General features: G+C 52.2%; 17 protein-coding genes. 7 read left to right on the top strand and 10 right to left on the bottom strand.

Annotation, left to right across the window (positions count from 1 at the left end):
• Nucleotides 1-50: 50 nt before the first annotated feature.
• From EUZ85_RS15955 to EUZ85_RS15930, 6 genes are all read left to right on the top strand, one after another.
• Complete coding sequence (locus tag EUZ85_RS15955; RefSeq protein ID WP_164887262.1) at nt 51-4,262, top strand: Eco57I restriction-modification methylase domain-containing protein; 4,212 nt, start codon at nt 51-53, stop codon at nt 4,260-4,262.
• Between the two features lie 64 nt (nt 4,263-4,326).
• Entirely contained in the window at nt 4,327-6,012 is a 1,686-nt protein-coding gene (locus tag EUZ85_RS15950; RefSeq protein ID WP_127970219.1) for a DUF262 domain-containing protein, read from the top strand.
• Nucleotides 6,013-6,157: 145 nt separating this feature from the next.
• A complete protein-coding gene (locus tag EUZ85_RS15945; RefSeq protein ID WP_127970218.1) occupies nt 6,158-7,894 on the top strand; it encodes an AAA domain-containing protein in 1,737 nt (578 codons plus the stop codon).
• 3 nt (nt 7,895-7,897) lie between these two features.
• Complete coding sequence (locus EUZ85_RS15940) at nt 7,898-9,874, top strand: UvrD-helicase domain-containing protein (RefSeq protein ID WP_127970217.1); 1,977 nt, start codon at nt 7,898-7,900, stop codon at nt 9,872-9,874.
• A gap of 207 nt (nt 9,875-10,081) precedes the next feature.
• On the top strand, nt 10,082-10,342 hold the full coding sequence (locus tag EUZ85_RS15935) for a SymE family type I addiction module toxin (RefSeq protein WP_127970216.1): 261 nt from the start codon (nt 10,082-10,084) through the stop codon (nt 10,340-10,342).
• A 180-nt stretch (nt 10,343-10,522) separates the two neighbouring features.
• Entirely contained in the window at nt 10,523-10,732 is a 210-nt protein-coding gene (locus tag EUZ85_RS15930; RefSeq protein ID WP_127970215.1) for a hypothetical protein, read from the top strand.
• A 140-nt stretch (nt 10,733-10,872) separates the two neighbouring features.
• On the opposite strand, the gene EUZ85_RS15925 is transcribed toward EUZ85_RS15930, so the two are convergent.
• The 3 genes from EUZ85_RS15925 to EUZ85_RS15915 form a co-directional block, all read right to left on the bottom strand.
• Nucleotides 10,873-11,448: an ATP-binding protein gene (locus tag EUZ85_RS15925; RefSeq protein ID WP_127970214.1), complete on the bottom strand. Its 576-nt coding sequence runs from the start codon at nt 11,446-11,448 to the stop codon at nt 10,873-10,875.
• Between the two features lie 69 nt (nt 11,449-11,517).
• On the bottom strand, nt 11,518-12,120 hold the full coding sequence (locus tag EUZ85_RS15920) for a suppressor of fused domain protein (RefSeq protein ID WP_127970213.1): 603 nt from the start codon (nt 12,118-12,120) through the stop codon (nt 11,518-11,520).
• A 142-nt stretch (nt 12,121-12,262) separates the two neighbouring features.
• On the bottom strand, nt 12,263-13,318 hold the full coding sequence (locus EUZ85_RS15915) for an alpha/beta fold hydrolase (RefSeq protein WP_241567053.1): 1,056 nt from the start codon (nt 13,316-13,318) through the stop codon (nt 12,263-12,265).
• Between the two features lie 239 nt (nt 13,319-13,557).
• On the opposite strand from EUZ85_RS15915, the gene EUZ85_RS32000 reads away from it, so the two are divergent.
• Nucleotides 13,558-13,746: a YHYH domain-containing protein gene (locus EUZ85_RS32000; RefSeq protein ID WP_370454943.1), complete on the top strand. Its 189-nt coding sequence runs from the start codon at nt 13,558-13,560 to the stop codon at nt 13,744-13,746.
• Nucleotides 13,747-13,812: 66 nt separating this feature from the next.
• On the opposite strand, the gene EUZ85_RS15905 is transcribed toward EUZ85_RS32000, so the two are convergent.
• The 7 genes from EUZ85_RS15905 to EUZ85_RS15875 all read right to left on the bottom strand — a co-directional run bounded on the left by EUZ85_RS15905 (nt 13,813) and on the right by EUZ85_RS15875 (nt 25,933).
• The gene (locus EUZ85_RS15905) at nt 13,813-13,995 is read right to left on the bottom strand and encodes a hypothetical protein (protein WP_127970211.1); all 183 of its coding nucleotides are present in this window, start codon (nt 13,993-13,995) and stop codon (nt 13,813-13,815) included.
• 295 nt (nt 13,996-14,290) lie between these two features.
• Nucleotides 14,291-14,479, bottom strand: coding sequence for a type II toxin-antitoxin system YafO family toxin (locus EUZ85_RS31665; protein WP_255509310.1), 189 nt, complete (start codon nt 14,477-14,479; stop codon nt 14,291-14,293).
• 190 nt (nt 14,480-14,669) lie between these two features.
• Nucleotides 14,670-16,031 (bottom strand): IS1380 family transposase, encoded by a 1,362-nt coding sequence (locus tag EUZ85_RS15895; protein WP_127970210.1) that lies wholly within the window; start codon nt 16,029-16,031, stop codon nt 14,670-14,672.
• Between the two features lie 87 nt (nt 16,032-16,118).
• The gene (locus EUZ85_RS15890) at nt 16,119-16,391 is read right to left on the bottom strand and encodes a type II toxin-antitoxin system YafO family toxin (protein WP_127970209.1); all 273 of its coding nucleotides are present in this window, start codon (nt 16,389-16,391) and stop codon (nt 16,119-16,121) included.
• Nucleotides 16,391-16,579: a hypothetical protein gene (locus tag EUZ85_RS15885; RefSeq protein ID WP_011397615.1), complete on the bottom strand. Its 189-nt coding sequence runs from the start codon at nt 16,577-16,579 to the stop codon at nt 16,391-16,393. The genes EUZ85_RS15890 and EUZ85_RS15885 overlap by 1 nt, the downstream gene beginning before the upstream one ends.
• A complete protein-coding gene (locus tag EUZ85_RS15880) occupies nt 16,561-16,881 on the bottom strand; it encodes an antitoxin of toxin-antitoxin stability system (RefSeq protein WP_127970208.1) in 321 nt (106 codons plus the stop codon). The genes EUZ85_RS15885 and EUZ85_RS15880 overlap by 19 nt, the downstream gene beginning before the upstream one ends.
• Nucleotides 16,882-17,281: 400 nt before the next feature.
• Nucleotides 17,282-25,933: a non-ribosomal peptide synthetase gene (locus EUZ85_RS15875; RefSeq protein ID WP_241567052.1), complete on the bottom strand. Its 8,652-nt coding sequence runs from the start codon at nt 25,931-25,933 to the stop codon at nt 17,282-17,284.
• Between the last annotated feature and the right edge of the window lie 156 nt (nt 25,934-26,089).

The following is a 26,089-nucleotide window of genomic DNA, read 5'->3' as shown; positions in this document are numbered from 1 at the left end:
CTCAAGTTATCTGAAGTCGACTTCGGTCAATCGCAGTAGGAGGGATGAACATGGCGTTAAAAAGGCAGATCGAGCAGCCCTTTGAATCAACTCATGTCATTGGCGGGTTATTGAGTACGGAGCTTTTAACCCGCTTGCGAGAGACCGGACGCAACGCCCTGCCAGGGCGCTCCGAGGCGGAATACGGCATTCCCAAAGGCCTGAAGTTCAATGAAGAGCTGGGGCGCTACTGGCGTATTGCACAGTCTTTATGGCAGAACTATCGGGAACTGGCCCAGCGTCAGGATTACGCTGATCATGAAAGCCAAAAAAGGTTAGCCCTTGAAGAATGGCTGCTTCCCCTGCTGCAGCACGTCTTCTGTTATCGCCCTGAACCAACCGATCCGATAACCATTGGAGAACGTTATTTCCCCATCACTCATTTTGCTAACGAGCACACCCTTCCCTTTGTGTTATGCGGTGCGGACCAGGATCTGGATAAATCTGATGCGGAGTTTGGCCAAAAAGATAAAAAAGGCGATAAAAAGCGTTCCCCTACCGCCTTGGCGCAGGAGTACCTGAATGCAGAAGAGCAATGCCTGTGGGCGATCGTGGCCAATGGGCTCTATCTTCGCTTACTGCGCGATAATCCTGCGATCACCCGCCCTGCATATATCGAAGTCGACTTTGCCCGCATATTCGACGAGGAAGACTATGCGGAATTCACCATCGTCTGGCTATTGCTGCACCAGTCTCGCACCCGACCACTGACATCAAAAAATGTCTCGGTTCTTTCCGTGGAGCGTTGCTGGTTGGAGAAGTGGCGCGAGAAAGGTAAAGAAGAAGGAGAAAGGGCCAAAGAGTCTCTTCGTTATGGTGTGGAACATGCCATGGAGTCTCTGGGAACGGGCTTTCTATCACACTCCAAAAATCAACGTTTACGTGATTTATTCACCAACGGGCAACTGGACGAGAAAGGCTTCCATAATCAGATTCAACGCCTGGCGTATCGGTTTCTGTTTCTACTGGTTGCGGAAGACAGAGACATCGCCCTGTTGCCGCAGTTTTATCAACAACAGGACTACCGAAGCGCCCGGGAGCTGTATCAAAAATGGTACAGCGTGAGCCACTTCAGGAAACAAGCGCGCCTGCGCTCATGCCGGGATTCATACGGGGATGCATGGCGGCAACTGCTGGTCACTTTCAAAGGCTTTGCCGTGGGGCAGCCTCTGCTGGCGCAGCCTGCGCTGGGCGGCATTTTCGCGCTCGATCAGTGTCCTGACTTGGACCAGTGCGAGCTTGAGAACAAATACCTGTATGAGGCGTTATTCAATCTCTGCTTTTTCGTACAAAACGACGTGTTACGGCCAGTTAATTACCGGGATATTAATACCACCGAATTTGGTTCGGTTTATGAATCTCTGTTAGAGCTGACACCGCAGATTAAGGTGAATGGAGTCTGGCGGTATGGTTTTATTAACGACACTAGCACACGTAAGTCACTGGGAACCTACTACACACCAGACAGTCTGGTGCAAGAGTTGATCAAATCTGCTCTCAATCCTGTTATTGAGAACCGCTTAAAAAAACATCGAGACAATCCAAAAGCAGCCATCCTCGATATCACGGTGTGTGACCCTGCATGCGGCTCCGGCCACTGTCTCATTTCGGCTGCTCAACGTTTGGCCTCCGAATTAGTTCGTTTGGATTCAAACCTGACCTATCGCCAAGCCATACGCGAAGTTGTGCAGAAATGTATCTACGGTGTAGATATCAACGAAATGGCGATCGAGCTTTGCAAAATCGCCTTATGGTTGGAATCGGTGGAGCCTGGCAAGCCATTAAGTTTCCTCAACGCTCACATCAAATGCGGCAATTCACTGGTAGGTATTCATGATCCCGCACTGATTGAGAATGGGATACCTGACGACGCGTTAAAGGCACTGACTGGCGATGACAAAGATGTCTGTTCGGACTTGCGAAAAGCGAATAAAAAAACAGGAAAGAAAATTGCGCTATCTCTCAGAACTATTGTTCAGGCTTTTCATGAAATCGAAGGACTGCATGAGAGAACACTGGAAGAAGTATCGGCTAAACAACGGGCTTATGACGCGTTCAAAGAGAGACAGGAGTATTGCCAAGAGCGACTGAAGGAAGATGCCTTCACTGCCGCCTTCTTCGCCCCCAAAACAAGGCAAACCAAAAACACCGTTCCTACCAATGACATCCTGCATTTGCTGGCTCACGGTGAAAGCGTATCTGACGAAACCGTGCAATCAATACGAAAACTGGCGAAACAGCATAAGTTTTTCCATTGGCCTCTAAAGTTTCCTCACATCTTTGAGAGCAAAGAGAATGGCGAATGTGGTTTTGAGGTGATGCTGGGAAATGTTCCCTGGGAGCGCATCAAAATTCAGGAGAAAGAGTTCTTTGCGGCGAGAAGTGAGAATATCGCCAACGCACCCAATACTGCTGCGCGCGCTCGTTTAATTAATGCATTATCAGAGAGCGCCTCCCCAGCTGATCAACGGTTGTATCAGGAATTTCAGGTAGCCAAACGGGATGCAGAAGGCTCCAGCGCCTTTATTCGTTTGTCTGGAAGGTACCCATTAACTGGCCGTGGAGATGTGAATCTCTATGCGGCATTTGCAGAACACAATGCAAATTCAATTAAGTCAGGTGGTCGAGCTGGCTTTATTAGTCCAACGGGAATAGTAACCGACGACTCAACAAAGTACTTTTTCTCATGGTTGAATAAAGACCACCGTTTATTTAGCGTCTTCGACTTTGAAAATCGGGAAAAAATATTTTCTGACGTAGACTCTCGTATGAAGTTCTGCCTACTCACTATTGGAAAGGATATTCCACAAGCCACACTGGCTTTCTATCTCACTCAAACCACACAGCTTGTCGACGGAAATCGAAGCTTCACATTGGATAGCAAGGATTTCGCTTTAATAAACCCAAACACAAATACTTGCCCGGTATTTCGCTCCAATAAAGACGCGGAGCTAACTAAGAAGATTTATTCCAATGCACCGATCCTGATTAGGGAAGCTAGGGCTAATTCTCCAGAGATAAACCCTTGGGGAATAAAGTTCCAGGCCATGTTCCATATGTCGGCTGATAGCGGTTTATTCATTGACTGTATGCACAGAAATGAAAACGGCGACGCTCCTCTTCTCCCCCTCTACGAAGCCAAAATGGTCCACCACTACGACCACCGCTGGGCTACCTACGAAATAGACGGCAAGACAAGTCGCGACTGCGCCCTCGCAGAAAAACAAAACCCCAACTACCACAACCTACCCCGTTACTGGGTAGCGGAAAATGAAGTCACACTCCGCACAACCCGAGCGCCCAAAGCTGTTCTGGATGCGATTAAAAAGCAAGACACAGAAAAGCTGGATCACAATCTCAGACTATGGGCTGCTGGCTCATACATCGAAACCCATCCTGACGGAGTAGACAGCGCGATTGTTAGAGATATTCTACAAAGCACAGAGTCCAGTGGTGATGAAGATTTAGTTTCCGACACGTTTGAGCCATTAATAAATGCCGCTCACCAGTTAGCGAATGAGTCTATGTTGGACGATCAGGAAATTGACCAACTCGTCGCCAATCTACACCGCTCACAAGACCCGTTTTCATACATCTGGCCGCTGCTGGAAGCACGCCGGCCAAAATACCTGCTGGGGTGGCGGGATATTTGCCGAGCTACTGATGAGCGCACTGTGATTGCCGGAGTGATTCCGTTGAGTGCAGTGGGAGATAAGTTTCTGCTTATGTATCCTTCTGTTCAAAACAAAAAGCTGGTGGCCTGTCTACTTGCAGATCAGATATCACTACCTCACGACTTTGTAGCAAGGCAAAAAATTGGAGGTACTAGCTTTAAATACTTTACTAAAAAGCAGATAACCACACTGCCTCCCGAAAAATATACCGATGTTGATTTAGAGTTTATTGTTCCCAGAGTAGTTGAGCTGACTTACACGGCTTACGATCTGAAACCATTTGCAGAAGACATGGGCTACAACGGCCCTCCTTTCAAATTCGATCCAGAACGCCGCCACCTCCTCAAAAGCGAACTGGACGCCTACTACGCCAAACTCTACGGCCTCACCCGCGACGAACTACGCTACATCCTCGACCCGGCAGACGTCATGGGCGAAGACTACCCCTCTGAAACATTCCGGGTGCTGAAAAAGAATGAGATGAAAGAATTTGGCGAATACCGCACCCGGCGGTTGGTGTTGGAGGCTTGGGATCGGTTGGAAAAATAATACGGCTGGAGGCCAGAGATTGGGATAGCTCAAAAAAGTAAACAAATCGACTTGGAGCATTGCCATGAGCAAAAAGATCAGTGGAGCGGAATACCCTTTAGCAAAAATATTTAGTTCAGATTTCGAATACGTTATCCCTTCTTATCAAAGACCCTATGCCTGGACGGAAGATGAAGCATCAGAGCTAATTAATGATCTCTTTGACTTTTATGACAATGAACCAGAGGAAGGTTATTTTCTCGGCAGCATTGTACTGATCAAAGAAGAAGACCGGCCAAAGTCAGAAGTGATTGATGGGCAACAAAGGCTTACAACGTTGACCATACTGTTGGCGGCATTGGCAAGCACCTTACAAGGCACTGATCGCGAGACATTGCTGAAGTATATTCGTGAGCCAGGCAATAAATTTGAAGGCTTAGAGGCTAAACCCCGCCTGTCACTGCGAGATCGAGACAAGGATTTTTTTGGCCGCTATGTCCAAGGGTTACATTTTGAAGAACTAAGTCAATTGAACGAGTCAGGAATAGGCAATGAATCCCAGAAGAATCTTCGCAAAAATGCCTTACTGATGCGCGACCGTTTGTCTCGGCGATTTGATAATCCTGAGATTATGAAAGGCTTTGTTCAGTTTTTACTCCAACGCTGTTTTCTTGTCGCGGTATCCACTCCCAACGAACAATCCGCATTTCGCGTATTTTCGGTCATGAATAGTCGGGGATTGGACCTGCAACCGACAGACATTATTAAGGCGGATGTTATCGGTAAGATCGAGTCAGAGCCCGAACGAGACAGCTATAGCGAACGCTGGGAAGAAATAGAAGTAACCCTTGGCCGCTCACGCTTTAATGATCTGTTTGCCTACATCAGGATGATCTATGCCAAAGAGAAAGCCAGGAGAGCATTACTGGAGGAATTTAGAAGCCATGTCATCAATAGGGGATTTTCTCCACAGTCGCTGGTGGCGGAACTTCTGGAACCCTATGCAGAAGCCTTATCGACTGCCCTCAATGCGGACTATGCATCCCCAACCAATGCACAGAATATTAACAACTATCTAAAGTGGCTAAACAGAATCGACAATTCTGACTGGATTCCACCGGCAATCAAGTTTCTTGCCGCTCATAAAAACGAGCCAGAGTATTTAGCTTGGTTTTTTAGAAAGTTGGAACGTCTGGCGGCTTATCTGCATATTTGCTCCAAAAATGTTAATCAGCGAATCGAGCGCTATTCAAAACTGATTAGTGAGTTGGAAGACCCTCATAATATCGCCCATCCAATTACCTCAATCGAGTTGACGCCCCCGGAAAAGGCAGAAATGCTTCGCGAAATGAATGGGGATGTATATTACTTGGCCGCCAGGCGTAGAAATTATCTTATCCTCCGACTCGACTCTTTCTTGGCGGATGGCGCCGCGACATATGATCACAACATTCTGACAATTGAACACGTTCTGCCACAAACCATCTATGAGGACAGCGAATGGCGAATAGACTGGCCTGATGAAGAGATCCAACAACAATGGACCCATCGGCTTGCTAATCTCGTTCCACTGAACTTTCGTCGAAATGCGCAAGCCTCTAACTTCCCTTTTACCAGGAAGAAGGATTCCTACTTCACCGGCAAGAAACAAGTTTCGTCTTTTGCGCTGACAAGTCAGGTTCTTAATGCACCGAATTGGACGCCAGATTTCTTGCAAGAAAGGCAAATAGAACTTCTTGATGTATTGTCGGAGAACTGGGAGTTGCAGTAGGACTAATATAAAGCAATTATCAAAGAGTTTTGCTATAAATGAGTCTTATGCTAAAGCTGTCTCATGGCTGTAATAAGATCACACAAAACAAGTAACACTCCGTCACCAATTACAACTAGATGGAGGCCTTATTTAAGCGCGCTCTATGGACACAATCAACTTACTCAATGACCTCAGAAAGTTTGTGGATGACGAGTTCACAGCTAATCAAACAAAGTTGTTGGAGGGCTGGCAGAAGCTCCTCTCTAAAAAACTTGAAACAGGGGACACTCAACATTTTCACCGTCTGGAAAAGGCCCATGAAAAAGACTCGATATGGGCATATCTCGGCAAGGGAGAGTCTCGCTTCCGAGAAGGAGATATGATTTGTGTCCATAGCGGTGACGCTGTATCCACTCGTTTTTTATTTCAATTGCTAGTGGAAAAAGAAGAGGATGATCGATGGCTTTTGACAGGGATGAGTCTGGACAAGCAGTTTGCCAATTATAACGGAGGAGAGTGCTACGCTGACGCTGACACCATGGATCTAAAGCCCTTCTATGAGAAAGCGCTGGAGGAAATCGCAACTCTCCGAATAGGTCGGGACATAGTCCTTCCTCTCTTGGCCGGTAAGCTTCCATATAATGATATATATGAAGAAGACTATGACTCAGCCGCCGAGATAGCAGAATCTCAGAATCTTAATGACGAGCAGGTTGAGGCGGTGGCCCGTGCTGTCGGCGCCAAGTATGTCGCCTGCATCCAAGGACCTCCCGGTACAGGTAAAACCAAGGTTCTCTCATTGATTGCAAAGATTCTGGCCGATAAGGGAGAGCGAGTCTTAATGACATCCCATACTCATATGGCTATAAACAACGCTCTCAACAAGATAAAGCTACAAAATGTTCCAGTTATTAAAGTTGGGGTGAAATCTGGTAGTAAAGTGCTCAATAGGGATATTGAGGTTTACTCATGCGCCGACGACTGGAAGTCCAGGCCGCAAGATGGATATGTAATAGGAGCGACGCCTTTCGCCACCTGCTCTTCCAGACTGGAAAAATATCAATTCGACACCGTTATCTTTGACGAGGCCAGCCAAGTTACCTTGCCCCTGGCTGTTATGGCTATGCGAAAGGCCAGAAAATACATTTTCATTGGCGATCACAAGCAACTTCCCCCTGTTGTGCTATCTCGCTCCGTTTTCGATAGTAACTCATTCTCTATTTTTTCAAAGCTAGTTACTGACAGATGCGAAACATCAGTTATGCTTAGCAGAACATATAGAATGAATCAGTGGCTCACACAGTGGCCAAGCAAAACTTTCTATCATGAGAGACTTACTTCAGAGGGGGATAATAAATCTAGAACTTTTTCCCTGCCTACTCCTCCAAGAAAATTTTCAAGCATCCTCTCAAGCGAGCCAAGCACTGTATTTATAAATAGCCACGGCTTTTCCGCTCGAACAGTTAACTCAAAAGACGCGAAGACTGTTAGTGAGATTATTTGTGAAGCAATTCGCTGTGGAATGCCTCCCAAAGAGATTGGCGTGGTGACGCCTTTCAGAAATCATGCTAGAAGAATTCGCTCTGAGCTATCAGCAGCTTTAGGCGGCACAACCGCAAGAGAAGTCGTAGCAGACACGGTTGAAAGAATGCAAGGGCAGGAAAGAGAGCTAATCATTATTTCACTTTGCGCCACCGACCCGGTTTTTATCCAGACTATTGCCAGTTTTTTCTTTCAGCCGGAGCGCTTGAACGTCGCAATCACAAGACCAATGACAAAGCTAATAATCATTGGTCCGGAAATTAACCACTCACCTGACATAGAAAATCCAAAAGTACTTCAGTGGATTAAATGGTATCAAAATCTGACAGGTAACATTAAACATATAAAAGTGGAATAGATAATGGCTCTTTATGTACCAAGCACAGTTGTTAATGTAGAAAGAACAATCCGCCGGCACGTAAAAAAAGTATTAGACTCGCTTGATGACAGCTATACTATTGGCTCCCAACTTATACCAGAAATCGCAGTTTCTAGTTTCGTCATAGAAGGCCCGGATAGACGATGGTTACCCGTCTCTGTATTTAAATCCCCTCCTCAAGTAATTTCTGATGATTCTGTAAAGACTATTGTTAAAGAGCTGAAAGAAGCTTTCCCTGATGCTCCCGAGATTCAATTTCTTGTAGTTATCTGGTCGGATAATGATCTCAATACGAGCCAGTTACCCTTACTGGAACAAAGGCAAAGTATAGCTACCGTCTGTGGGCGCAAACAGTTTTCGGAGGACCTGCCAAACTTGTTTGCATCATTGAGTTCACCCCATGCTGAAGATAGCTATCACTGGCTGAAGGCCCGTTTTTTTCCAGAAAGCAAAATACCCTTGGCATGTACGACCAGGATACTAGGGAACCGTGACAGCTCCGCTCACCTGGATCAGTTTTTTTTAGATTACGACCAAGAGCTAGCGTCAAAACTGGATATTTTAGAACAAGAAGAAGATAAGGATGCTAGTGAAGAACTAAATATACGGTTGATAAATGGAGTTGCTGGAAGCGGAAAAACGCTCATATTAATTAATAGGGCTCTTCTCTACTGCAGAAAGTATCCAGAAAAGAAAACTCTGCTACTTATTCATAACAAACCGGTAACTCTTGACGTAAAGCATCGGGTTGACGAGTACTGGCAAGGTATACCAGACAACTTGGCAATATCCACTTTTCACGCCTGGGGGCTGTCACAACGAAAACAGTCAATTAGTTGGGTAAAGCCTGTCTTTGACCACTGTGAGCAAGCGATTGACGAACTTAAAACAACAAGAAAGGATCATCCTTCCATCAAAATAAACGACAGCAATTTATTGGATGAACTTACTTTCATTAACGACAATTTAATAAATTCAGAAGAAGAGTATATAAGCGCAAGCCGTCAAGGTAGAGGCTTCTCGTTAAGAGGCTCCGAAAAGTCAGAAATATGGAAAATTTATGAAAAATTCTCCGCAATATTTTCGGACACGAAAAAAGGTTACCTTGCAAGTTTATATATAAAAGAAATGTGTTCAGAAGAAAAGACATGGCCTCTATTAGAGAAGTATGATCACATATTAATCGATGAGGCTCAGTTTTTTGCTCCTTCTTGGTTTCAGTTAGTTAAGCTCTCATTAAAGGATGACGGACAGATCTTTATGTGCGCCGATCCTAACCAAGGTTTCCTAAAAAGTCGTCTAAGCTGGAAACGGGTAGGCTTAGATGTGCGTGGAAAAACCAAGAATCTTTATTACTCCTATCGAACCACAAAACCGATATTAGAGGCAGCATATAAGTTTCTTACAAGCATGATACAAGAAGACCCCGCAGATTATCTATCGCCAGACTACTCGAATATGACGGACGGCTCCAAACCTCTTATTATTTATAGCTCGACTCAACAGGATGCTGTAGATAGGCTGATCAATGAAGTAATATATTGCGTTGAGAAAAGCAATGTTCCACTTAATCAGATAATGATTATCCATACGAAGTCAATCTCTCCCTGGGCAATTAAAAAGCGTATTCAAGAAAGAGTTGGAAATGATTCAGTATGGTGCTTTTACGAGAAAAAGAAGACTCTAGAACCAGGAAAAAGCTATATAAAGTTGGTTCAACTTGAGAGCGCGACGGGATTGGAGGCCGGAGTAACATTTATTATTGGTTTGGAAAGGATGTTAGACGAATCTAATAGTCTAGATCTTAGCGAAGATGAAAGAAAAGAAGCACAAACGGAAATGTGCAGAAAACTATATATGGCTATGACAAGAGCGGGTCAGAAACTTGTTATGTTTTCTACTTCAAAGCTGCCGGAAAGCCTAGAATCACTGGTTTTAACCGAAGGCTCTTGCGACTAATAACTATTAATAAATACCGCAAAAACCTGTTGATTTAACCAGCATTCCAGTTAATGATAGGAGGGTATTTCCCACGTTAGAAACCACCGTTTCCAAGGGAAAATATAACTAAATATCTCGATTTAAATATATGAATTGAAGCGCTACCCCTGAGTGCTCGCAACACCCAGAGGCAGCTAACCACAAAAGACTTAACTGGAGTCAATTATGGCTAAGCCGCATGATAAGCCAGAGCGTCGCTCGGCTAAAGGAAAATCTGCCCTTCCCCATCAGCGCCGTCTCAAGGTCCGCAAGGGTTATTACGATTATCACCTCTCTTCCAGCCGTTATGATTATGGCGGTTTCAAACCCGTTCCCTGGATGTTGATTAAGGGTTATTGGCTGGAGCAAGCCGGGTTTGGGGTGGATACGGAGGTTGAAGTCAGCGTCAGTGAGGGCAGGATTGTTTTTACCGCTGGGGCTGGTTAGTGGTTTTGGATTAGCGCTCTGGGAAGCCCTTCGACAGGCTCAGGGCGAACGGTGGGGCAGGATGGGTAAACGGGGCCTCCTTTCCTATCCACTGCCCAACCTGGCTTCATCTTTGATGCCATTTATCAGGGGATAGTTGAGTTACACGCAACCTTATTTGGAAGCTAATGCGGGTCAGTTATGAGCAAAGTCACTCCATTGATCGACAAGATAGAAAAAGAAGAACAAAACTTACCTCCCCGTCTACGCGGCGAAAGGTTTCTCAGGCGCTCGAAATTCGTGAATGACTGGCTTAACAGTGAAAACGATGGTGACGACGAGCCCGAAGACTTGGCATGGGGAAAGGCAAATATAGACGGAGGCTTTGTTCCTGATGACGAAGAAGAATGAAAACCAGAGTACGCCACTTCCTGGGGAGACGGCCCGAACCACTTCAAGCTGATTTAGACAGCCGCTTCTGCCCATCAGGAGCGGAGCCCATTTGTGGCCGAGTGAGTGCTACGAGCCACAAGAGGGTGGGTCCGTTGCCGCTACTTGTTATGCTCAATGATTGTGACGTTAAAGCCCTCTTCAGGAGAAGGCTCGACAAAATATTTGGTTATTTGCACAAACATTTCCTCAGTATCCGTTGCGGCTCGTTCCGGTTGCTCGATGCGTCTTTTCGCTATTTGATTCAAACAAATTTCGTTGGGCGCTTTTATGTATATTAGCTCGTGATCAGCGCCAATTTCGGTGTATATGCTTTTTAGCCAACCTCTTTGCCCGATTGTATTGGCGGGAAAATCCATCACGACATCAGAGCCCGTATTGAGCACATCTTGCACAAGCGATTTAACCAACGGCTTTATCATATTTGAATACTTTACATAGTCTTCAACACTACGAATTTGCGCGGGATATAGAGATTCGAGCCATATATCTTCCGAGAGCAGAACCGCCCCGCTCTCTTTTGCCAGTTCTTTGGATTTAGTCGTTTTACCCGCGCCCATTTTTCCACACAAAAGCACCAACATTCGGCTCTCCCTACTACTTAAATTTCTATACTTGCAATTGCAGTCGCATAACCAAAAGCATCCAGATGTGCGTGATATTTGGATATCGCACATAGGCGTTTTTTAGTTTGAAGAACTGGAGGACGCCTCCTTGCACACAACAGTAGACCTGTACTGAGCAGGCTAAAATATGCTCATTCTTTTTACATCGATTAATGAGTTGTCGGAATGAGCTTCCCATTTGTCAAATTCTTCTATGCCGCTATTTTTTATAAGCTGGCGCTCTTTTTCTGTGATCGGAACCAGCCAAATTAAGTCAACAACCTGATGTCCAACTTTAAAACTGGACATCTCCTCTGGTTCACCACGGGGCTCATCAAATAAAACAGCCTTCGTTGTCCATGAAGCTGGCGCCAATGACGTTTCAGGAATTGTGTTTCCTACCTTAACTTCAACATCGGGGCGCAACGAATACGCCATAATATCAAGCAGATAGTTGACTACCTCTGAGGTTTCCTCTTTTTCCCATTCTGCTGGGAGAGATAGCAGAAACTCCCAGTTGGCCAAGCCCCCGCCTTCAAGCACCTGACCAGAAATCCCGATTGTCGCTAAACGGTATACGCCGTCTTCTTTCGAAGAAAACTCATAGACTTCAACGTCAACTTGACTTTTTTTATTCGAACACAATGTACGAGAGATGGGCTGCCCCCAATGAGAAATATAATCATGGAGGATGACAGTCCGTCTAATATCGTTAACTAATCTTCTTTCATCGTCGCCTAGCATCGTTTCAACCACCGCTACATGCGTCCTTTGACAGTATTCCCTTCCAGGGTGCGATTAAGTATGCCTTTTACTCCACTCGGGATCGAGGCTCTGGCTATGTCTCTATTACCAACCACGCTTGCCAATTCGAGGAAGCTCTCCGCTATTGCACCCCATGCAGCGCCAGTTCAAACGCTCTCGAAACCAACTGAACCAGCTCATCATGAATCGCATGCCGTGAGCGCCCGCCGCCGTCGGAGCATATGGGTTCTCCAATCTGTTCTTCTTCGGCGATGTCCGCCGCATAAGGTTTGCATTCGCCAAACAGGCTGTAGTGACTGGCGTCGCTGATCAGTGTGTAGGTGGCGTCAGGGATGGCCATGGCTAGGTCAGAAGCCAGTGCTGTTTGCGGGATCTTTCCTGGTGGTCCCAGATTCACCAGGGCAACGGGAGTCGTTATGTCCTTGAAAGAGTCGCCTGCAATAACGTCTATGGGCACGGGGTCGATAGCCATCGCAAAGCGAATGCGTTGATCACGATAGTCACGGCCTGCTGGCTGAAGGTCCATTTTATGGAGATCCACGCCGCTTTGCCTTACCCATTCACACAGGGACGCATTACGCTGGTCGGTATCACAGTATGCCGCCAGTAGTTCAGGATCGAGGCGGGCTCCAGCCATCAGCAAGGCCGCGCCGCCCCCCATGGAAAGCCCGAGAACGCCTACCCTGTCGAAGCGCGAGTGTTCGCGAAAAAACGCATCCGTCTGCATTGCATTAAGGGCGTCAGTTAGATCAAGGGGCCGCAACCAGAGTTTCATCGTTTCTGCGGCCGATCTATTCGGCCCAGTGTTACCGGGATGAGTCGGCGCAACGACGATAAATCCCCGCTGCGCCAAAGGCGTCGCCATCCAACTCATGGCCTGCGCACTTCCACCCAGACCTGCGCCATGGGAAAGCAGGATAAGTGGAAATTTTCCGGTGGCTATGGGTGCGTTAAGCGTGGCGGGAACGCCGGAGAAAAAAATACTGTCGCCCAGTAACACCGGCTCACCGCCCTCTGTCGCCGGATACCATACCGTCACATCAAGATCGCCAGCGCGCTGCTCCGACGCCACATTGAGATGCCGCACACCCACATGATCCGCCGCCATCACGGTACAGCCCGACGCCATACCCAACATTAGGATCAACCAGTTAAGAAACCTGCTAAATACCGCCATTAGCCTCTCCATATTCGTGCTGTTTAGAGGGTTGCTACCGACAACCCCGTAGACGGCTATTACAGCGGAAAAGCCCGTACGGTAAGACCTTGATCGTGATTTAGGACGCGTAATGGGATGGAATACGAGCACGAGAAGTATTCAATATGACGTGAGATAAACGGACAGAGGGTGAAACGTCGTCATCCTACCAGTCACAATTTGATCAAATAACGATCGACGCCTATATTTTATCGACTATGCAGTTCTTGCGTAGCCTCTCATCTGGAAATATAGGAAGTACCGCCATGAAGACGTTCGTAATCATAGCTACCTTACTTTTTTCTTTCGCTGGTTTTGCAAACGCTCATTCGGGAGGGACGGATAGTAACGGCTGTCATCATGACCATAAAAAGGGTGGCTATCACTGCCACAATAAAAAAGGCTGACTATTCCCACTCTCTCCATGGGCCAGGGAAAGGCCCCGAGGCTTCCACCCCAGGGCCAAATCAAGGTCAGCGCTCGCCACCTCCTTCGCTTATTTCCGTCAGCAGTTTATTCAGCAGCGGTCCTAACGTTTCCAATGTCTCGGGGGAAACGAACATGTGTAGTCGCCGCTTCAGCACTCGACAGGCCACATCTTCGCCAAGCTCGCAACTTGGCGACCAGTCCATGGGCAGAGGGGGGATCGTTTTCACGACTGAGGGTGTTAGTGGGTTTGGGTTAGCACTCTGGGAAGCCCTTCGACAAGCTCAGGGCGAACGGAGGAGTCGCGCGATGACGTTTTGGTCTGCGCGCCCTATTCTTATTTTTGCTGAGCTTGTTGGCGCACCGATCAAATCTCAAGTCAAGCAGACATAGGGTTCCAACACAATATGCCCAATCTGAAATATGCCAGCTAATGGCTCAAGACCCTGATTATGTTTGAAGGCGTGCGCTTTTTCGGAACTATGTGAAGATGTATGCAGCACCCTCTCAAATTGAATAAGCTAGTTATTTCGATTTACGAAACGCTTCAGCCATTTTTTCTAGCTTATCCATAAGAAATTCATCCCTATCAGTACCTTTAACAACCTCTGGTTGTTTCCAATTCCAGTGTTTAACAATGCTAATCAAAAGATACCAGTTAGGATTATAGAACCCAGGACAGTAACCTGAATCCGTGGTGTGATTTGCCGCCAACGCTTTCCCGACCCCTGGCGCCCTGATTTTCGATCAGCACCGAGCCAACTTCTCTATCTCTCCCCCTGCTTTAGCTCTTTAGCATCGCTCAAAACCAGCTCTTATTGGGGCATTTTCGGCTGCCCGGACAGGGGAAGCCCTCGGCCATCTCCGCCGACTCTTTCGTTGAATCCTTCTGTTTAATCCCTCTCTAACCCGAGGCCGCTCTCCTCAGGTGCGCCTGCACCATCATGAAGGCTTCCAATCCCCGGAACCCCTCTCCAAAGTCCAGTATCCAACGCCGGGCGCTGTGGATCAGTTGCGCCGCACGGTACATGAACTCCTGTAACACCGTCTTCAAGCGCCGCCGTTTCGCCGGGTGTCGGACCGGACTCAACGTCCCGGTCATCCCCAGTTGCCCCAGCAGACGTAGACAGTTATAAGCCAGCATCGCCAGCCGTAACACCAGGTCGTTCACCGCAAACTTCCCCGAAGGTAATCGCTCCAGGTCCAGGTCACTTTTAATCTCGCTGTGGAATTGCTCATGGGTCGCATGGGCTCGATAGCTCTTAATAATCTGCTCCGGCGTCTGCTCCAGAGTGCTCCACCAGCCTTCCAGTTCATACTCCGGCTCCAGCAGAAGTTGCCCCTGACGATCACTGGTTCGTTCCACCAATCGAATGACTCGACGCTCTTCCCAGCTGTTCCCTCCATGCCGACATTCCACGTGCTCCAGCCACAAGGCTTCCCGCTTACCTTCGCGAACCTCCCGCCACCGTCCCTCCGCCAATTGCACCCAAAGGGCCATATCACGGGCCTCACTACGGGGATTCCATTTGACGATATAGTCCAACCGACGTTGCTCTTCCCACGCCTGCTCTCGCTGCTGGCGTAGAGCCCAAAGATACTCCTGGCTGCAGAAGCCACTGTCCTGCCGAATCAGCAGGGGCTCCGTGGTCAGCCGCTTGGCCCGTGGCAACACTCGCCGCATAAAGCCGTCGCTGTCCTTCACGCTGTGTTGCTTGCCCGGACGCAGCTCCAGACCCAGACACCAGCCTTCATTCCCCAGATAGGCCGCTATCGGCGTATATCCATCCACTTGTTGATAGGTGCGTGACACGCCTTCTTTGCGGGTATCGCTGTTGTCCATCACAAAGGTGTCAATATCCAGGCACACATAACCGGCTGCCGCGCCTGATTCCAGGCTGACCAGAGCCTCAGCCCCTTTCAACAGCTCCACACTGGAGCCGGGCAGATGCTCTGACAAACCTTTCTCGGCCAACTGTTCAAGGCGTTGGCGTAACCACTCACTACTGGGAACCTTTCCCACTTTGAGCAGTTTGCGGAAGGCCGGGTCCGCACGGCGATTGGTTATCGCCTCAAAGTCGCTCTGGCCCAGGCATAACAGGCCAACATAACACTTGATCAAATCGCTGGTCTTCATACCTCGGCTGGTGGGAAAGCGCCCGTCAAGAGCATCAATATGCGACAGGGACAGGCAATCGCCAATTAGGGCCAGGCCGGCATGGCTGGTTAGGGTCTTGTGGCTGGAGCGTAGATGAATTCGGGACATAGCGCTTACTGGGTGAAAGGACGATGGGGATATTTTGCCATCATTTTCAGTGTGTTAAAGGTTAATATTACTGACGGGGCCACGGATTCAGGAGTAAACCAAAACATATCCAGATGTACGGTAGAACTGAACCGTATAAAGGGGGAACTTTTTACCTCCACGCATAATATGTATGTGCTGCAACTCGAGATATTTTCTATTCGTAGTATGGTCATAAGGGGCGTCACGTCCAAATGTATCAGGTAAAACTCCAGTGCTCTTATACGCTCGAAAGTCATCAAAAAGAGCTTGAGCTTCTTCAGGGTCCAAAGCCTTAGCAATAAGCTTGCTCTGGAATATCTTAACTTCTACTTTTGACATCAAAAATCCTTTTTCCCTTTCTCATATAATACTTTCTCTGTAGTCTCACTCAGCTTCTTCAGCCTACTTTCTGTAGGCCTAAACTTCCCTTTAACAGAAGAAGAGACTTTGTCATTACTATCTTTTCGGCCATCTTCGTATATTTCGATAATTTCGTTATCTATACTTTTTATGTATTCTTTTCGCATTCTATAAACTCTCCAAGATCATCATCTGACAAGTTTTTTAATCTTTCCGTCATGTCATCAACCATAGCAGCGGTTAAATTAAACTTCCCCGGGGCGGTTTTTAGTTCAGTATTTCCACGCTGCATATACTCAACATAATTAATAATATCTTCAAAAAGCTTCGCAGGAACAGCATAAAACTGAACATCTCCTTTGGCTGTAATAGCAACAGGAGCGCCTTCACCTTTCTCTAGCGCTTCGTTTGGGTCTGAAATAAATTCTTCAACTGAAAAGGTTTTGCTACTTATGTGATTATTTGACATATATTGCCTCCGAAATTACCTCTGGCGTTAATAGACTGCATATAGGTTTTAAGGGTAATAGTATAGTTGGAAGTCCCCTTCTAAACTATCCGCCATTTTCTATAGGTTTCGATAAACTATTACCTTTTGAGGATATTACTGTATTTGGTGAATATTAGAACACTACAATCACACTGAGCAGATGCATCAAGGACTGTTGAATGCCAGGGCGCCGTATACATCACCACATTGCGCTATTTCCTGTTAGATGAGTTTCGACATTGGTCATGTCGGAAGGCGCTGCGCTTTTCCAACCTACTTGAGATACGAGAGGATCTTTCCGCATTTTGTAAACGCTCCAAGATTCTCTCCCTGGGCCAGGGAAAGGCCCCGAGGCTTCCACCCCAGGGCCAAATCTAGGTCAGCGCTCGCCACCTCCTTCGCTTATTTCCGTCAGCAGTTTATTCAGCAGCGGTCCTAACGTTTCCAGTGTCTCGGGGGAGACGATGTCTTCGTGGTTGCAGGGAATATCGTGGCGGGTCATGGTGCGAATGTAGGGTTGCCAGCTGCCTTCCACTTGCCAGTTTTCCGGTAAGGTGCGGGTGGCGACGAACATGTGGATGTCCCCGTCATAACGCGGCGTACGGGCCGTGGACAGGAGTTTTACGGAGGACTCGTAGTTGGCGACGATTTGTTTGAACATCGCCGTTCTCTCCTGCTCGACGAAATCATCCGCCGCAGCTTCGGCGTCCAGCATGAATTGCTCCTTCTCACGCTCTACTTCCGCATGCGCTTCTTCTTCCGTCGGGCCGCTCCAGTCCTGACCTTCTGGGGGGTACGCATCCAGCAGGCCGAGGAAGGCCACGTCTTCACCGAGCATACGCAGCTTCGCAGCCAGACCGTGAGCGATGGTGCCGCCCAGCGAATAACCGATCAGATGATAAGGGCCATGGGGCTGAATGCGTCGCAGTGTTTGCAGATGACGTTCACATACCGCATCGATATCGTCGCTGGCGGCGATGGCGCCTTGAGCGCCTGGCGACTGCAAGCCAACCAGTGGAATATGCGCCGGCAGGTGGCGCACCAGTCCGCTGTATTGCCAGGCGAATCCAGACGCGGGATGCACACAGAACAAGGGTGCGCCCCGTCCGGCGCGAAGGTGTAAGACTTCGCCAAAGCCAGCGTTGGCGGGATCGCGCATGGCGTTCTCGTCCGCCAATAACGTCGCCAACTGCGCCACGGTTGGCGAGGTCATAATCGTCCCGACGGAGACAGGTCGCGCCAACGACTTGCGCAGCTCCGCCGCCAGGTTCATCGCCAGGAGAGAGTGGCCTCCCAGCGCGAAAAAGTCGTCATCGGCAGCGACTGTCGGCAAATTCAGAATACGCGCAAACACACTGGCGATCTGCGCCTCCAACCCCGGCCTTGGAGCCCTGCCCTGGGCCTCTCCTTTCACCGTGGATGGCTCCGGCAGGGCTTTACGGTCCAGTTTGCCGTTGGCGCTTAGCGGAAATTCGCGCACGCTAACAATAGCGACGGGGACCATATGGGCCGGCAGGGTTTCCGCCAATTGTCGGCGTATGGCCTCGGCGTCAATGTCGTCAGCATGGGGGATGACGTAGCCGACGAGTTGGCGGTTATCCGCGCCCGCCATGACTGCGTCGCCGTTGTTGATGACGCGGGCGTGAACGACCGCCCGTTTAATCTCCGGCAGGCTTTGCAGGGCGGATTCAATGTCTCCCAGCTCGATACGCTGACCGCGAATTTTAAGCTGGTCGTCACTGCGTCCCAGGTACTCCACATCGCCGTTCGGCAGCCAGCGCGCCACGTCGCCGGTGCGATACATCCGCGCGCCATCGCCTGCGATATCGGCGACAAAACGCATGGCGGTGAGGTCCGCACGCCCCAGATAGCCGTCCGCCAATTGCGCGCCGCACAAATACAGTTCTCCCGCCACGCCCACCGGAGCCGGACGCAGCCAGTGATCCAGAATACGCAGCTGGGTATTCCAGACCGGGCGTCCGATCGGTACGCTCAGGCCGATGTCTGCGCGCTCTTTATCGAGCAGTCCTGAAGCCTGTTTATAGGTGACATCCACCGCCGCTTCCGTCGGGCCATAGAGATTGTGCAACGGGGCGCGGATGTAGACAGAGTACAGATCCGCCAACTCACGAGTGAGCGCCTCGCCGCTGCAGAACACCCGCCGCAGTCCGGCGCAGGGAACCTCGCCCAAACCAGCGATCGCCGCCGGCAGACGACTGACGAACGCCGCCAGCATAGAGGGCACGAAATGCAGGGTCGTCACCTTGTGTCGCTCGATCAGCGCCAGCAGTTCATCCGGGTCGCGATGCGCCTCCGGCGGCGCCATATACAGCGACGCCCCCACCATATGCGCCCAGAAAAACTCCCACACCGACACGTCGAAACTACAGGGGGTTTTCTGCAGCACCACATCGTCGGATTGCAGGCCATACTCCGCCTGCATCCAGACCAGACGGTTGACGATAGCCCGGTGCGACACCAACACGCCTTTGGGATTGCCGGTGGAGCCGGAGGTATAAATCAGATAGGCGGGATGATCCGGCGTCAGGCCTTGGGATAAGGCATGTTGCGCTTCTGATTCTTTTTCCAGCCCACCTTTCTCGACCTCCGCGACTTCCACGACTTCCGCCGCCAGCTGATCAAACAGCATCAACTCCCCCATCGCCCGGAAGCGGGAGGCCTGATCCGAAGACGTGATGATTAAACGCGGCGCGGCGTTGCGCACCATGTAGGCCAGGCGCTCGTCAGGATAGCCCGTATCCAGCGGCAGATAGGCTGCGCCGCTCTCCAGTACCGCGGTCAAAGCAATGCTCAGACGCGCGCACCGGGGCAAGGCGACAGCGACGATATCTCCCGTATTTACCCCCGCCCGACGCATTTTCTGCGCCAATGCCAGCGCCTGGGCGCGCATCTGCCGGTAACTTAATCGCTGCGTTTCATCTTCCAGCGCCACCGCGTTCGGCGTCCGATGCGCTTGTTCCGCCAATAGCTCGCACAATGTGCTGTCGGCGACGACGGCGTCCGTGGCGTTGACGCTATCAATAAGACTGCGTTCGCTCTGGGTGCGCAGATCCATCCGGCTCCAGGGCGTCTCCGGGTGATAGGCGAATTGCTCCAGCACACTCAGCAGCCGCTGCGCGATGTCCTCCGCCTGGGTCACCGGCTCACGATATTCGATAATCAATCGCAGGCTGTCTCCAGGCAGCACCATGATCGTCAGCGGATAATGGGTGTAGCCGCGATTGCGAATATGGGTCAATCGCGCCCCCAGATAATCCCGTTCCGTCAACCCGTCGTCATCGGGATAGTTCTCACTGACCAGCAAGGTATCGAACAGGGTCGAGACGCCCGCCAGCCGCTGGATGTCCGCCAAGCCCAGGCAGTCATGCTCCAGCAACGCCACCTGCTGCGCCTGCAATTGCTGCAATGGCTGCAATAAAGATTGCTCAGGGTGGAGTCGCACGCGCACCGGGATGGTGTTGCTGAACAGCCCCACATGCTCTTCCACGCCATCCACAGGGCTGAAACGCCCTGAGACCGGCGCGCCGAACACCACGTCATCGCGGCCGCTCAACGCCGCCAAAACAGCGCCCCAGGCGCCCTGCATCAGCGTATTGAGGGTCAGTCCATGCTCGCGACAGCAGGCTTGCAGCGCCTGCTCCAAGGCCTTCGGCAAGGTCAGCTCCAGCTCTTTCACCTGCGCTTGCGCGGAAGCGCCTTCAAACAACAAAGTGGGACGGACATCCTTCAGCGCCTCGCGCCAGGCGGTGGCGGCGGCCTCCGTGTCTCTGGCGCACAGGTCGCGCACCACCTGGGCGTAATCGGAATGCGTCGGCGCCAAGGTATCCGCGCCATCGCCATAGGCGTGCAGAAAGTCCCGCAACAAAATGGGCGTGGACCATCCGTCCACCACCAAATGGTGCGCGGTTAAGAACAGGGTGTGGCGGTGTTCGATATGGTGGATCAATCTGGCGTGCAGCAGAGGTTGCGCCGGTGTCGCAGCAATATCGAAATCACGCGCCAGCTCTTCCAGCTCCAGACGCCACAGTTCCCGCTCCAACGCCTCCCCGCGCAAGTCGCCCAGATAACATTGCGACCAGGGCCAACGGCGCGCGCCGTCGATCACCAGAGGAATCAATTGCAGCGGTTGCGCCGCGCTTTCGGCGTCGAACGCCGCCGCCATTTGCGGATGACGTCGCAACACCGCCTCCAGCGCATCCCGCATCCGCTCCACATCAAGCGTTCCACGAAAATCCAGACGCGTGGTGGAGTTATACTTGCTGGCCGCCTCCCCTAACTGCGCATGGAACAAGAGCCCCTGCTGCAACGGCAAAACAGGCAGCGCCGCCGCAAGAGGACCGCAACGGTCGCGCAACTCGGACAACGCCGCTTCGTCCAGGCTGACGCCGGCGACCACCGTCTCCGCAGCAATCAATGTATCCGCCGCCGCGCCGGGACGGTATGCGGCGAAGTGCTCCAGCTCACGCAGATTCTCAACGATGCGCTGATGCAGACGGCCAATCAGCCAGCGGTCATACAGGCCGTCCGCCCAGGTCCAGTTGATGGCCAGCCGGGGCTCGCCCCTGGCTTCATCCACGAAGATATTGATTTCCAGGCCGTACAACATGGACAGATCACCGTCGATATCCACAGCAAAGGCGTCTTTGAACCGCTCCCCAAGATGGCGCGGCGTCCAGTACTCCTCGCCGACATTGAAACGCCCCAGATAGTTGAACAACACCTGAGGGCGGTGCTCGGCCTCCAATTGCGCCAGCTCATCCCGACTCGTTTTGTCCAGATAGCGCAACACACCGTAACCCAGACCATGATCCGGGATGCGCCGCAGGCTGCGTTTCACCGCCCGCACCGGCTCCGCCGCGTCATACTGACCCGACAACACCGCCGTCAGATCAAACGAGACCGGATACTCCGCCGTCAGCCAGCCAAGGGTGCGAGCGGGATCAACCTGCTCCTGCAGGATTTCACGTCCATGGGATTCCAGAGAAAAACGCACGCCGGAGGCCGCGCGCTCTTCACAGAACGCTTTCGCCACCACGGCCAGCAGAATCTCGTCAATCGACGCCCGATACGCGCTCGGCAAGGTTTGCAATAGCGCCTTGGTCAGCACCGCGTCCGCCAGGGTGCGCCAGTGTTGCGCCGCGCCGTAGGTATCCGTTGCTGGATCAAGCGGCCGTCGGGACAGCAACGGCAAATAGCCTTGCAACATGTCGCGCCACAACGCCAGTTCCTGGCGTCGCGCGGGAATCTCTTCATGCAAGGTTCGCGACCAGTCGCGTAAAGAGGTTTCCTCCACGGGAATCATCGTGGCGGCGCCAGCCGCGGCCGCTTCACAGGCGGTTTCCAGCTCGCGCAGCAGCACCCGCCAGGACACGCCATCCACCACCAGGTGATGCAAGGTCAGCATTAACCAGACGCCGCTGTTTCTGTCGGCGATGCGCCAGGCGCGCATCATGACGCCGGCGGCGGGATTCAGCTCCGCCGCGGACGCCTCGAACAGTTCATCCGTCAGTTTACCGAAGGCCTCCGAGTCGGCCTCATGGGCCACTTCAACCCGGGTGAGAATGCGGCTGTCGAGACCGGCGCTGATATCTTTGATCGCCAGTCCCTCCTCGCCGATATAGGCGCGCAGTGCAGGATGAGCCCGTTGCAGCGCCCGCAGCGCCTCCCGTAAATGGGCGGGCTGTATCTGCGACGGAATACGCAACAGCACACCTTGCGCAAATCGGCGCTCCCAGCCGTAATGCTCCGCAAACCAGCTCGGCGCCGGCAACGCGCCCACCGGCCCCTGGATCAAGCCACTGGCGGTTCCGCTTTGTTTCTTGAGGGGCTGCATAGCGCTGCTCATGCGCGCCGCAGTGCGCTGGGTGAACACCTCTTTCGGCCGCAATTGGTAGCCGCTACGGCGCAGCTCGGTTCCCAGGCTCATGGCGGAAATACTGTCGCCGCCCAGATTGAAAAAGTCGTCATCAACCGCCACCTGTTCCAGCCCCAACACTTGAGCGATGGCGGCGCAGACCCGTTTTTCCGCGTCAGTGACCGGCGCTTTTCCGCCCTGGCTGGATGGCGGACGAATCGCCGGCAGCGCCTGTTTATCGATCTTGCCGTTTACCGTCAGTGGCCAGGCAGGCAGGATGGCCAGTGCGGAGGGCATCATGTAGTCAGGCAGCATTTCGGACAGCTGGCGATAGAGTCGATCGCGAAGCTGTTCGTCATCATGACGCAGGCCTTCATTGACGGTGCAATAGGCCGTCAGCCGATGACTGGCGCCCGCCGTCGCCGCAGTCACCACGGCCCCACTCACGCCCGGCAGCGCCTCCAGCGCATGCTCCACCTCCCCAAGTTCCACGCGGAAGCCGCGCACTTTCACCTGTCGATCGCTGCGACCGACGAACTCCAGCTGTCCGTCTGGAGTCCAGCGCACCAGATCCCCGGTGCGATACATCAAGTCGCCTTCCCCTTCCGGATTCGCCACGAAGCGAGCGGCGGTCATGCCGGGGCGCGCCAGATAGCCCCGCGCCAATCCTGCGCCAGCGACATAGAGTTCGCCGGTCACACCCTGCGGGGCCTCGCGTAGTTCCGGGTCCAGTACATAAATGCGGGTATTGGCCACCGGGCGTCCGATCACCGGCTGGTCCGCCGCACCGACGCCAGCGCCCAAAGCATCCACCGTATATTCAGTGGGGCCGTAGAAATTGTGCACATGCAATTTCGGATACTGCTTCACCCTGCGCCACAATGCAGGCGGCGCGGCTTCACTGCCGATCAGCACCAGGCTGGGATGGAGCGCTCCGTCTTGCATAAGTCCGCAATCCAGCATCTGCTGCAGCATGGAAGGAGGCACGTCAAAGGCGTCAATGCCTCGGCTGTGGGCCAATTCCACCAGCGCCTGAGCGTCCCGTCGCTGTTCTTCCGTGCAGATATGCAGTTCCTGCCCCAGCAGCAGCCAGATCAGCTGCTCCCAGGACGCGTCGAAGGAAAACGAGGCGCTGTGCGCCGCCCGCAGGCGACGTCCCTGCAATTGCGCCATGGCGGCGCCGTAGAGCGTGGCCTGATGAGACAGCAATAAGTTGAGCAGACTGCCGTGGGTCACCATCACGCCTTTGGGCGCGCCGGTGGAGCCGGAGGTATAGATGACATACGCCAGATGGCCGCTGCGTAACGGCTCGGCGCGCTCTTCATCGCGAATCGGCGCGCCGGACCTGGCGTTGAGGCGTTGTTGCAACACTGAGTCGTCCAAAGCAACACAAGGAACTGTTTTTAGGGCGTCCTTGGCCAGGGCGCTGTGCGTCACCGCCAGTTTCGGCTGCGCGTCTTCGAGCATCAGCGCCAGCCGCTCCGGCGGATAATCCAGGTCCAACGGCAAATACGCCGCGCCCGCCGACAGCACCGCAAGAATAGACACTACATAGTCCACACCCCGGGGCAAGGCGATCGCCGCCAGATTGTCCGGCGCCAGCCCCTGCGCGATCAGTTCACGACCAAAGCGGTTAACGCGGGCGGAAAGTTCAGCGAAGGTCAGACATGCATCGCCGCAGCGCAGCGCTACTTCCTGTTCGAGCGGGCCGGCGCTGGCGTGAAATATGTCCAGAATGGTCTGCGCCCGGGCTGGCGTATCCACACGGGGTCCGGTGGACCAGTTGCGCAGGCGCGCCAGTTCTCCCGGGCCCAATAAGGGAAGCTGATCAATTGACTCCTGAGGATGACGCAACGCGTATTCCAGAAAATGCGCCAGTCGCTCGCAATGCAGCCGCAATTCCTGATCCCCGTAGCGTTCCGGGTTGGCGGTGAGTTCGATCACTAAGGCGTTCTGCTCCAGCCACAGGCCAAACTCCAGATCCTCCACCGGCCCGGCGGCGAGCACCTGGGTGACGCCGGGTACGCCGTCCAGATCCAGGCCCTGATCATAAATCTTCAGATTAATCGTGGCGGCGTACAAACCCCGTCCGGAGCCCACCACGCCCACATCTCTCTGCAGTTGCTCGGCGTCATAACGCTGGCGACGGCGAATCCGCGCCAGCTCCGAGGTCAAACGGCGCGCCAGGCTCACAATATCCGGGGCGCCCTCCATATCCAGCTGCACCGGCAATACGTTCACCACCGGACCGGTGGCGTTGAGGGCGACCGACCCCATACGCCGCATGAACGGCATGCCCACGACAATTCGCCTGTGGCCGGTCATTCGACGCAGATAGGCGAACACGCCAGCCATGGCGATCTCATTGGGGGTCATGCGCGTTTCCGCAGGTATGTCGAAGCGTTGCAAAGGCAGGCGCAGCCTGCGTTTCAGGATATTGGCGTTGGCGAATCCGCCCGCCTTTTGACGCTCTCCCGCCGCCAGCGACACCGGGTCCGCCAGGGTCGCGGCGTAATCCCACCAGAAGGCGCGGTCCTGAGCATAGGCGTCGGACGCCTGATAGCTTTGATACTCCTGCACGACTTTGGCGAAGGGGGTGTGACGGCTCTTTTCCGGCGCGCGGCCTTTGCGCAGGGCGTTGTAGATATCGGCGATGCGGCGGGTGATGGCGGCGAAGCTATAACCGTCCACGCTCACATGATGGTAGCGTTGATACCAGAACCAGCGCTCAGGGCCCACTTTTATCAGCATATGTCGATACAGCGGCTGATCTTCTTCGCCGCGCCAGGGCGTTCCCAGGTCGTCGTACATCATGACGCCCGCCTGTGTTTTGGGATCTTGCTCCGCGGTCAGATCCAGCAGGTCCGGAACGTCCACGTCATCGACGCAGCGATTCGTCGGCAGGCGCTGCAGAACGCCGTTGTCGTCTTCAATAAAACGGGCGTGGGGAGTATCCGTCTCCGCTAGCCCCATGCGTATCGCACGCTGCAACAGAGGCGCGTCCAGCGCCCCTTGTAAGTCCACATAATGAGCCACCACGTAGCTGTTGCGCCCCACCGCAATCTGATCGGCGAGCCATATGCCCATTTGGGTTCCAATCAGAGGAAGTTCCACCTCCTCTGGAGCCAGAGAGTTCTTACCTGAAGTTTCTAACACAATGCCTTCCCTCTTGTCGGCCGGATAAATTCGAATCGGGAGTGTTGGGACAGACGCGCTCAGGCGTCGTTATTATTAACATGGCAATGATATTGGCATGTTAATCATCAGGCGCATGGACGCGCCAGCGGGGCGATAAGCCTCGATAGACAGGGC

The sequence above is a fragment of the Hahella sp. KA22 genome, assembly GCF_004135205.1.
GTDB lineage: Bacteria > Pseudomonadota > Gammaproteobacteria > Pseudomonadales > Oleiphilaceae > Hahella.
Note: the sequence above shows the minus strand (reverse complement) of the source record. Positions and strands in the feature narration are given on the sequence as shown.